This is a genomic window from Paenisporosarcina sp., from assembly GCF_049671445.1.
Lineage (GTDB): Bacteria > Bacillota > Bacilli > Bacillales_A > Planococcaceae > Paenisporosarcina.
Window position 1 is genome coordinate 1 of sequence record NZ_JBATUX010000122.1, and the last position, 11,273, is coordinate 11,273.

Below are 11,273 nucleotides of genomic sequence, written 5' to 3' on the forward strand. Positions count from 1 at the left end.
GCAAAGCCCGAGGTATCGAAGACATCACTTTTCAGGTTGCTGAAGGTGAAATATTTGGTTTCATCGGACCAAATGGATCTGGAAAAAGTACGACAATACGCACATTACTAAACTTTTTGTATCCAACAAGTGGATCTGCAAAAATTCTTGGAAAAGATGTGGTGAAGGACTCTAAATACATTCGTCAACATATTGGTTATCTGCCTTCTGAAGTGCATTACTATGATGATATGAAAGTAAATGAATTGTTTCGCTTTTCTTCAGGCTTTTACTCAGGAAATGCAGAAAAGCATGCGCTGCTATTGGCACAACGCCTACAACTAGATACGACGCGTAAAATTGAAGATCTATCTTTTGGTAATAAGAAAAAGGTCGGAATCATTCAAGCGCTTATGCATGAACCAAAATTATTAATATTAGATGAACCTACAGCAGGTCTTGATCCCCTTATGCAATCTATCTTTTTTGATTTATTAAAAGAGCTACAACAAAAAGGAACGACGATTTTCTTTTCCTCTCACTACCTTGGTGAAGTTCAAAAATTATGCGATCGAGTGGGTATTATCAAAGAAGGTCGTATGATTAAAATTGAGAATATGGAAGACATGCGTGCTAACCAATTTAAAAAAGTTCATCTTCATTTCCATGGTAAATGGGAAAATAAGATTCAAATCCAAGGAGTCTTTCAGGAGCATATTACTGATACGAGTTACGACTTTATTTATAACGGACACACCCGAGAGTTATTAGAACAATTACGATTCATACCATTCGATGATGTAACCATTGAAGAACCATCTCTTGAAGAAGTTTTCATGCATTATTATGAAAAAGAGGAGGGGGAGCATCATGGTCTTTAAAAGAGAGTGGAAGAGAGCACAAAAAGCTTTGTGGATATGGGTTTTAGCACTTGGTGGGATGTCTTTTTTAATCATGAGTATCTACCCTCAGTTTGCTGAAAACAAAGATCAATTAGAAGAGTTAATAAAACTTTATCCAGAAGCAATGCTCAAAGCGTTTAATATTGATCAACTGGGATTTGATAGTGCATTAGGATTTTACGCAATTGAAGGTTATTTATTCGTCACCCTTTTTGGCAGTATTTATGCAGCGTTGTTGGCAGGTGGGATTTTAGTTAAAGAAGAAAGCGACCGAACGATTGAATTCTTATTAGCAAAACCCATTTCAAGAATCCAAGTTGTTGTTCAAAAAGCAGCTGCTGTTGGATTAGTATTAGTTATGTTTAATTTAATTCTTACAATTATAAATTATGTAGGATTCCAAATAGCAGATGATAAGCAAGTGGATATAGCAACATTTATCATGATCTCTATAGCGCCGTTATTACTTCATTTAACTTTTGCTGCGATTTCATTTGGTATTTCTGCTTTTCTTCGCAAGCAACGACTTGTCACATCGATATCTCTTGCTGTTGTGTTATTTAGTTATTTTATGAGTATCGTTTCAAGTATCTCTGACAAACTATCTACTTTCAAATGGATGACACCATTTGAATATGTAAGTTCTGCTTATATTATTGAGCACGCAGCGATAAAACCAGTGTATTTACTTATTATGGTGCTAGTGATTTGCGGTTCAATAATGATTGCTATTTGGAAGTACAATAAAAAGGATTTGATTGTGTAATGAATCTAGAATTGGATGAGAAAAATGAAAGGATATTTCAAGCAGCGAAGGAACTATTTGCAATACATGGCTATCATCAAACATCGACTAATTTAATAGCAGAGAAAGCTGATGTTTCCAAGGCGCTTATTTTCCATCATTTTAAATCAAAAAAGAAGCTATATTTGACCATCATCGACCTCTCAATTGATTTAATGCAAAGTTCCTTTGATAAGGAATGGCACACACATGGAACAGAAGATTTTTTTGAAATGATGAAAAAGCTTGTAAGCATTAAAATGATAGTAGCAGTTAGGTATCCTACTGAAAATAAATTACTTATGCATGCTTCCCACTCTCCATCAAAAGAAGTAGCTCAAGAGCTTCAAATGTTATTAATGGAGAAATCACGAGCCATGCAAAAGCTAAGTGACGAAACTATTTTTGGGTTACTTACAACTCATTCTATCCGTGAAGGAGTAAAGCTCGAACATGCGAAAAATTCAATTCGAATCATATTTGATGCTTTCGCTAAGCGAATCGTTTCTGAATATGATGGCAGATATGAGGAGATGATTACTAATAAAGAAAAAATTCTCACTGAATTGGATGCAATTATTGATATTTTAAAATATGGCGTAAGTAAATCAATTTTATAAATGTTATTTGATACACGAATATTTGAAGGATATTCCTTTGAATTTGTTAAGAATATCGGTCATTTGATTGGAGTGAAGGGCGGCGACTCCGGCGGGAAAAGTGTGTCCAGGTGTGACCCCGCAGGAGCAATCTTTTCTGCGACGAGGAGGCACACGGACCACCCGTGGAAAGCGTCCGCCCGTAACGGAAATCCACTTAATGTTCGTGTTTACATCCTGTTTTATGAATTTTGAAAATGACACAAGTAAATAAAGATAGATATATAAATGAATACGAAGGGGAGGAGCGGTGTCAATGATAGAACTAGATCATGTCGTGTATTTTAGTAAGAAGCCACCGGAAGTGCATGTGCAAGAACATGAGGGTACGGCAATTGGTGGCAAACATAAAAATTGGGGAACCGTAAATGCATTGACCTATACGAAAAATAGTTATATTGAATATTTATCAGTAGAGCATATGGACATCGCAAAACAAGCGAATCATCCGTTAACGAACCTGTTGCTACACGATCTTGAAGATAGCGAAGGCTGGGGAACAATTTGTTTTCGAACCGATAATATTCGTGAACTTAATGAACGGTTAAATCGTGAAGGCTGGGTAACGTCAGGTGTATTAGATGCCGAGCGAGAAACCTCATCTGGTTTTATTCGGAAGTGGAAAATGCTTTTCATTGAGCAGGTAGTGTCAGATGAATTGCCATTGCCATTTTTTATTGAATGGGAAGAGCCGTTTGAAGAACGAATGAAAAGCTTAAGGGAAGATGGGACCATTACTACTGTAAACGATAAATTAAGCATTTCATCCTGTGAGTTTGCAGTAGGTAATCCAGAAAAAAGGCTAAATGAATGGAGCCGTCTATTAAATCTTAACTGGACAGAAAGTTCATTGATATTATCGAATACAGAATTAATATTCACTAAAAGTACCAACACGAGAGAGCGTTTAGTGAATGTTCAACTCACAGAAAGTTTGTAAATAAACCATGTGTAGTCACGGGGATTAAAATCGGCTCTTGTCTTAGTATCTATCAGTCCGAGTGTCATGAATCCAGTTGAAGGTGCAGCGATTATTACTGGAAACCCAAATTTCCCATTAACGAATCCCGCACTCTTTTCAGTTCCTCTTGGTTTTTTATAGGCGGATGGATTGGTACTTTATTGTCTAAGGAGTCAGATGAAAAGAAATTTGCCGAAGTTAAAGTTAAAGCAAATACAGGCGGCTTTAGACAGTTGTAAGAAGTTGTGTCTATTTTCATGAGTATGGTACGATAGATGAAATATGAAGGAACGGAGGTTTTCCAAATGATTAATCACATATTCCGATGGAACACTTTGCGATGAAACTGAATAAAGCAAAGAACTGCTACTGGGCAGTTTAGTCGGGATATGTCTGTTCATTTTGAAAACCAAGTTATGATTTAGAAAAACACAGCTTGTACCCCACAAAGGTACAAGCTGATGTCATCTCTTGAACTGATATCTAAATCAGTGCAAGAAAAGTGTGAGGATGTACTCACTTTTTCTTTACTATTAAATGGCAGAAAAAAGGAATATTTCGATTTTCTCTCGGTAGACTTTGAGGAGGAAATGATACATGGATGAATTGCTCGAACGTGCCATAGTTGTTGGCGTTAATTTGAAAAAAGATGAACATTTTGAATATGGCTTAGAAGAATTACACAACTTGGCTGAAGCATTAAATGTAGAAGTGGTAGGCGAAGTAACACAAAATTTAGATCGTGTGAATTCTGCACATTACGTAGGAAAAGGGAAAATCGACGAAATTAAAGCTTTTTACGACGAAGCTGATGCTAACTTAGTTATTTTCAATGATGAGTTATCACCCTCTCAAATACGTAATTTAGAAGAAGCGCTCGACTGTAAAGTTATTGACCGAACGATGTTAATTCTAGATATCTTTGCTCGTCGTGCGAAGTCGAAGGAAGCTCAAATGCAAGTGGAATTAGCCCAGCTTCAATACATGTTACCTCGATTAATCGGTTTACGTGCTTCTCTTGGTCGTCAAGGTGGTGGTACGGGTGGCGGATTTCAAAACCGTGGTGCAGGTGAAACAAAACTTGAGCTCGATCGCCGGAAAATTGAAGATCAAATTGCTAAAATTCGTCGTGATTTAGAGCATGTGAAAGAACAACGGGTGACACAAAGAAAACAACGTAAGAAAAACGAAGTTCCAGTTGTATCGATTGTTGGATATACGAATGCAGGGAAATCGACCGTCATGAATCGGTTACTTGCCAAAACTGGACAATTAGATGACAAGCAAGTGTTCGAAAAAGACATGTTGTTTGCTACTCTTGAGACATCGGTGCGTCAAATTCGTTTGCCGGATCAAAAAGAATTCTTACTTACGGATACAGTAGGTTTTGTTAGTAAGCTGCCGACCCATTTAGTAAAAGCGTTCCGCTCTACATTAGAAGAAGCTCGTGAAGCAGATTTACTGCTTCATGTGGTGGATGTTTCAAATGAAGAGTATCGCTATATGATGGATGTTACGAACGAGACTTTGCATGCGGTTGGCGTTGAAGATGTGCCAACTCTAGAGTTATACAATAAAGCTGATTTGGCAGACCTCAACTATCCTCGTGTTAGTGGGAATAGCCTTTGGATTTCTGCAAAAGAAGGCAAGGGCTTAGACGAATTATTAGAAATGATTCGTACACATATTTTTGCTGATTATAAAACGTGTCGCATGCTTATTCCTTATGAGCGTGGAGACATTGTCTCATATTTAAATGAACAAGCTTCCGTTCAAACATCGGAGTATGAAGAAGAAGGCACCTTGTTAAAAGTTGAATTAAGACAATCCGATTATGAACGTTATCAAGAGTTCGTTCTTGGGAAATAAAAAAAAGCATTTCCGATTTTCTCGGAAATGCTTTTTCTTATGGAAGTCTAATTTAATTCTACCGACACCTAAGAACTTGGAGAATAGTTTCTCGTCCATTCAACGTGAGTTATCGTCCATTCAAATTGGTTTATTGTCCACTTATTAAAGGCTTTCGTCCATTCAACTTGGATTTCTGTCCATTTAAGGTGCGTTTTCGTCCATTCGCTTGGAGGAAGACACGATTCCTCCTGAGAAAGACACCAAATTCGCGTACTAATTTTGAAACTGGATGTTATGGAGTCTTGCAAACAAACCATCCGCTTCAACAAGATCTGAATAAGTTCCATCTTCAGCGATGCCATCTTTTGTGACAACAAGTACACGGTCAGCATCACGTATGGTTGCGAATCGATGGGCAATAATAAGAGTTGTCCGATTTTCAGCAAGTTCTGCTAATGAATGTTGAATAATTTTCTCGGTTTCTGTATCCAGAGCAGAAGTCGCTTCATCCAAAATGAGAATCGGTGGATTTTTCAGGAACATACGAGCGATGGCTAAACGTTGCTTTTGACCACCTGATAATTTCAATCCACGCTCACCAATTTGTGTATCAAATCCATCAGGAAGTTCTGAAATGAATTCTTCCAAATGAGCTTTTCGAGCAGCCTCTAGCACTTCACCATCTGTTGCATTTTTTTTGCCGTAAGCAATATTTTCACGAACGGTTCCTGTGAACAAGAACACATCTTGTTGAACAATCCCAATTTGAGATCGTAAAGAATGCTTGGTCATATCTCGAATATCTAGTCCATCAATCGAAATAGAGCCGTTCGTTACATCATAAAAACGTGGAATTAATGAACAAATCGTTGTTTTACCAGCACCAGAAGGGCCAACAAATGCCACCGTTTCTCCAGCTTTTACTTCAAGATTAATACCTGACAATACTTTTTTGTGTTGATCATAACCGAAGTCCACATCATTAAATGAAATGTCACCACGTAAATGGTCAACAGATTTAGCGTTTTCTCGATCCACAATTTCTGGATCCTGCTCAATCAAATCTAAAAATCGTCTAAATCCTGCCATGCCTTTAGGATAAAGCTCAAGTAAAGCACTAATCTTATCGACCGGTTTAATTAAAACATTAATAAATAAGACAAAGCTCACAAGTTCCCCATACGTTAATTTATCATTAACCGTAAACCAAGCACCAACTACTAAAACGACTAACGTCATAAGCCGTGTCATCATGTAAATACCGGAATGAGTACCAGCCATTACTTTATATGCGACGAGTTTTGCTAGTCTGAATTGGCCGTTATCATTCTGAAAACGATTGATTTCAAACTCTTCGTTTGTGAAAGATTGAACAACTCGAGCACCTGAAACGCTGTCTTCTACTCGACCGTTTACATCGGCAATTTTGATGTACATGTTTTTCCATGCACGATTCATTTTAATGTTACTAAATACCACAAGGATAGTAAGGAATGGAACCATAATAATGGCAATGATAGCAAGCTCAGGATTGATGTTATACATAATCACGAATGCGCCTATAAATGTCATAATTGCAATAAAGAAGTCTTCTGGACCATGGTGGGCAAGCTCACCAATATCAAATAAATCGTTGGTTATTCGGCTCATTACATGACCCGTTTTGGTATTATCAAAAAAACGGAAAGATTGGCGTTGTACATGAGTAAAGAGTTGTTCACGCATGTCCGTTTCTATATTAATTCCTAACTTGTGCCCTAAGTAACTAACGATATATTGCAGTAAAGTACTAATTAAATAAACAGCTAATAATAAAACACTTACGGTGACAATCTTATCCCACTCTCTTGTTGGCAGTAGACCATCAATAAACCACTGGACGGCTAAGGGAAAAGCAAGTTCTAATATAGCGACGATAATCGCGCTGGTAAAATCAATCATAAACAGACGTTTATGGGGGCGATAATAAGTAAAGAATTTCTTAATCATATGAGTTCTCCTTGGTGTTTTTAATACAGGCAATTATAACGGAAATAGGTCACAAACACGACAATAAACTTCTAAACACGAAGGATTTCAAAGTATTTCAAGTTCCGAATGTTTTTTGACAATTAAAAGAAGGCACGTTAAACTGTTAAAGTTGTCTTTTTACTGATATAACAATTCGACCTTTATTATCAGTATATTTTGCACATTCAACATGAAAAACGAATGTGTATTTCTTAAAATTAAAAAGAAAGAAGGGAAAAGAATGGCGACAAGAGAAGAAATCGTCCAGTCGGTTCCTCAAAAAGGATTCTTTGGACATCCAAAAGGCTTATTAAGCTTATTCTTTACAGAGTTTTGGGAGCGTTTTTCATACTACGGTATGCGCGCAATCTTGCTCTACTATATGTACTATGAACTAAATCAAGGAGGACTTGGTTTAGAACAATCTACAGCGAACTCGATTATGGCAGTATACGGATCACTTGTATATATGTCCGGAATTATCGGGGGATGGATTGCTGACCGATTACTAGGTACGACCAAAACCGTATTCTATGGTGGTATAGCAATTATGTTAGGTCACGTAGCGTTATCGTTACCTGGTGGCATAAATACGCTATTTATTTCTATGGCATTTATCATTATTGGTACAGGTTTATTAAAACCTAATATCTCAAGTATTGTTGGAGAAATGTATTCAGATAACGATGTTCGTCGTGACTCTGGATTTAGTATTTTCTACATGGGAATCAACATGGGTGCATTTATCGCACCATTAGTAGTAGGAACTGTAGGTCTTAAATATAACTTCCACTTAGGCTTCGGAATTGCTGCAGTTGGTATGTTATTAGGATTAGTCGTCTTCATGGTTACGAAAAAGAAATATCTTGGTTTAGCGGGTTCATATGTTCCGAATCCACTGCCTAAAGAAGATCGCAAAAAAATGCTTTCACGCGTTGCAATTGTTTTAGCGGTAATCGTAGTTATTGGTTATTTCTTAATTGAAAATGGCATTATGACAATAGATGTCTTTACCATGATAGTTTCGGTATTAGGTATTGTCATTCCAACAATTTACTTTATCGTCATGTATCGTAGTACTAAAACAAATGCGGATGAAAAGTCACGTGTTCTTGCATACATTCCATTGTTTATTTCTGCAATGGTGTTCTGGGCTATCGCTGAACAAGGTTCAATCATATTAGCTCAATATGCAGATCAACGTACAGACTTAACAATTGGTTCTTGGGAGATTTCTCCAGCATGGTTCCAATCTTTAAACCCACTATTTATTATTGCAATTGCACCAGTATTTGCATGGTTGTGGGTACGTCTTGGAAATAGACAACCGTCTACGCCTAAGAAATTCGCATTTGGTTTATTCTTTGCGAGTATGTCATTCTTAGTTATGATTATTCCTGCATACGTAAACGGAACTGAAACGTTAGTTAGCCCATGGTGGTTAGTATTAAGTTTCTTCCTAGTTGTTCTGGGTGAATTACTTCTTTCTCCAGTTGGATTATCAGCAACGACCAAACTTGCACCACAGGCTTTTGCAGCACAAACAATGAGTTTGTGGTTCTTAACAAATGCATCTGCACAAGCAATTAACGCGCAAGTCGTGAAGTTTTACAATCCTGAAAACGAAATCGTTTATTTTGGTGTCATCGGGGTTATTGCACTAATCATTGGATTATTGTTGTTCTTCTTTGCACCAAAAATTGAAAAACTTATGCGTGGCGTACGTTAATCATAAAACACAAAAAGCCTACCGAATGATTCATTTATCGGTAGGCTTTTTTGTGTTTATTTGGTTTTTTTATCGTACATTTGCGCTGGCCGCACGTTCCGTATGAGCCAACAAGTAAGAAAACCACATACTTGTGGGTCTCATTCTTCACGCTCATGCGGCATGCTAGGCGCAATTGTACTCTTATGAATGTTTTTAATATCAACAGTATTCTTTAAAATTGCTTACATTAAATTTTTAAATATTATGATTTGAAACCTTTTAGAGGTAAACTCTATTAATAGAATAAATAAAAAATAAAAAAAGAAAAAGGTGGAGACAACATGAAGAAATGGAAGACACTCATGGTTGCTAGTGTTTTGACACTAGGCTTAGCAGCATGTAATTCAACTGCAACTCCTACTTCTGAAACTGCTGAAGATAAAAAAAGCGAATTAACACTTAAGCAAGTTTTCGATAAGTCTCTTGTACAATCAGAATCTATTATAAGCTTAAATGCAGATATTGAAATGTCGCAGGTCATCGAAGTACCTTCGCAAAATGTCGAGATGGATACAGAAACTAAAATGACCATGGACATGTTTGTAGATCCTTTAAGTATTTACCAAAAAGGTACAACATCTACAACGGTTCCAGGGCAAGATACTTCTGAACAACCACAAGAAGTTGAGATTGAAAGTTATATGACAGAAGAGGGATTTTTCATGAACCATAGCATGTCGCAACAATGGGTGAAACTACCTGCAGATATGTACGAGCAAATGATGTCAATGTCTCAAAAACAAGCAGATCCATCTCAGCAGTTAAAAGATTTAGAAATGTTTAGGGATGATTTCTCATTTGAACAATCAGACGATATGTATGTATTAAAATTGTCTGCATCAGGTGATAAATTCAATGAATTAATTCAAAAACAATTAACTGAAACCATGCCCGCTATGGAACTAGAACAAGAAAAAATGTTAAAAGACATGAACATTGAAAAAGTAGATTACGAAATATTTATTGATAAAAAAACATTCAATACTTCTGCTTTTAACATGAACTTGGAAATGACTGTAAAGGTTGAAGGTGAAGAGATGAAGATGTCTCAAAATATGAAATCTACTTTCGATAAATTTAATGAAATCGAACCGATTAAAGTGCCTCAGGAAGTTCTTGATAACGCAAAAGCAATGTAAAAAAAGCCTTCCCCAAGTATGTTAGTGGGGAAGGCTTTTTATGGTATTCAGTTATATTTTAGTAAGTAAATCCTGCCGGTGTGTTTTTTAACACCACTACAACTTTATGTTCGTCTAACTTTTCTTCTAACTGTTCTGCTTCAGGTTGACTAAACCCAAGCTCTTCAAATTGCGCACGAAGTTCGTCTCCTTTTTTACGGAAAACATTTGCAAGCGATGTGCCTAAACCTTGTTCAGTTACACCTACTGTATTCGCGTCTGCCATATCAGCTACTTGACTTGTACGATGATTTTCATGAGTAAGTACATATATATCGTCCTCATGAACACCTTTAGCTTTAATTTCTTGAATTCCGCGAATGGCTTCATCATCTGTTAAATACTCTTTATAAGTAACACTCATTATTAAAATCCTCCTTTAAATCGTTTTATTCTGACACGTAAGTACTTTACCACTCTTATCTTGGAATAAACTTAATAAGAGGAAAATCAAACGAAAGTCTTAGTTTCTCGACAATGGAATGGCAAGGTATTGGTAAAAATATGATAAAATAATTTCGAAGGAGCGTGAAGGATATGAAAAAATGGTTTTATCCCTTGGCAATTGTGACGCTTATTGCATTCATAACCTTATTTTTTAATTTTACGCATGAAGAGATGCAAGAGTTTGATGAAGAAATAGGAGAAGCTCTTATTGGAAATGAATTCATACGATTCTTCCATTACATTGGTGAACCATTTTGGATTGCCTCTGCAGCTTTCATTTTAATTGTATATTTAGCTTTTAGGCGTACGAATTACCGCGGTATGTTATTTGTGTTATTTACAGTAGCGGGTGGAAATTTGTTGAATCATTTATTAAAAGAATGGATACAGCGGGTACGCCCTGAGATGCCTGACCAATTGACGAGTTTTAGTTTTCCTTCTAACCATGCAATGGTGGGTTTATTGTATCTATTTACGTATGCTTATTTACTAACTGAAAATCGCTCATCGACGAATTGGCGTCTCAGTATTTGGATATCTGCAATTGTTTTAACTCTTCTTGTAGGTTTGTCTCGAATTGCTGGTAATAACCATTATGGAACAGATGTGGTTGGGGGATGGCTGCTCGGCTATTCATTCTTCATTCTAGTAGTAGTTTGGTATGAATGGCGCAATCGTAACATGGGCAAACGAAAGCCCCAACCAGAATAACCAAAGTCTTACGCTAATTA

The 11,273-nt window shown here is 36.7% G+C and carries 10 protein-coding genes and 1 pseudogene; 9 read left to right on the plus strand and 2 right to left on the minus strand.

The features are described 5' to 3' along the window. The 6 genes and pseudogenes from WBG45_RS15705 to hflX all read left to right on the plus strand — a co-directional run. A partial coding sequence (locus tag WBG45_RS15705; RefSeq protein WP_424416028.1) for an ABC transporter ATP-binding protein occupies positions 1–860 on the plus strand: 860 nt, incomplete at its 5' end. Further along, a complete protein-coding gene (locus WBG45_RS15710; protein ID WP_424416029.1) occupies positions 850–1,647 on the plus strand; it encodes an ABC transporter permease subunit in 798 nt (265 codons plus the stop codon). The genes WBG45_RS15705 and WBG45_RS15710, both read left to right, overlap by 11 nt. Positions 1,648–1,658: 11 nt before the next feature. Continuing rightward, on the plus strand, positions 1,659–2,285 hold the full coding sequence (locus WBG45_RS15715) for a TetR/AcrR family transcriptional regulator (RefSeq protein WP_424416030.1): 627 nt from the start codon (positions 1,659–1,661) through the stop codon (positions 2,283–2,285). A 295-nt stretch (positions 2,286–2,580) separates the two neighbouring features. Further along, the gene (locus WBG45_RS15720; protein WP_424416031.1) at positions 2,581–3,264 is read left to right on the plus strand and encodes a VOC family protein; all 684 of its coding nucleotides are present in this window, start codon (positions 2,581–2,583) and stop codon (positions 3,262–3,264) included. Positions 3,265–3,285: 21 nt separating this feature from the next. Beyond that, positions 3,286–3,524 (plus strand): annotated as a pseudogene (locus tag WBG45_RS15725) (cation acetate symporter); the annotation flags it as partial. Between the two features lie 358 nt (positions 3,525–3,882). Continuing rightward, the gene (gene hflX / locus WBG45_RS15730) at positions 3,883–5,154 is read left to right on the plus strand and encodes a GTPase HflX (RefSeq protein WP_024536693.1); all 1,272 of its coding nucleotides are present in this window, start codon (positions 3,883–3,885) and stop codon (positions 5,152–5,154) included. Positions 5,155–5,409: 255 nt separating this feature from the next. Here hflX and WBG45_RS15735 read toward each other — a convergent pair whose 3' ends face one another. Next, positions 5,410–7,125 carry an ABC transporter ATP-binding protein gene (locus WBG45_RS15735; protein ID WP_424416032.1) on the minus strand — a complete coding sequence of 572 codons (1,716 nt, stop codon included), beginning with the start codon at positions 7,123–7,125 and terminating at the stop codon, positions 5,410–5,412. Between the two features lie 262 nt (positions 7,126–7,387). On the opposite strand from WBG45_RS15735, the gene WBG45_RS15740 reads away from it, so the two are divergent. Then, positions 7,388–8,875: a peptide MFS transporter gene (locus tag WBG45_RS15740; RefSeq protein WP_424416033.1), complete on the plus strand. Its 1,488-nt coding sequence runs from the start codon at positions 7,388–7,390 to the stop codon at positions 8,873–8,875. 323 nt (positions 8,876–9,198) lie between these two features. Then, a complete protein-coding gene (locus WBG45_RS15745; RefSeq protein ID WP_424416034.1) occupies positions 9,199–10,056 on the plus strand; it encodes a DUF6612 family protein in 858 nt (285 codons plus the stop codon). Between the two features lie 58 nt (positions 10,057–10,114). On the opposite strand, the gene WBG45_RS15750 is transcribed toward WBG45_RS15745, so the two are convergent. Continuing rightward, positions 10,115–10,459: a general stress protein gene (locus WBG45_RS15750; protein WP_424416035.1), complete on the minus strand. Its 345-nt coding sequence runs from the start codon at positions 10,457–10,459 to the stop codon at positions 10,115–10,117. A 173-nt stretch (positions 10,460–10,632) separates the two neighbouring features. On the opposite strand from WBG45_RS15750, the gene WBG45_RS15755 reads away from it, so the two are divergent. Further along, on the plus strand, positions 10,633–11,253 hold the full coding sequence (locus WBG45_RS15755) for a phosphatase PAP2 family protein (protein ID WP_424416036.1): 621 nt from the start codon (positions 10,633–10,635) through the stop codon (positions 11,251–11,253). Positions 11,254–11,273: the final 20 nt, after the last annotated feature.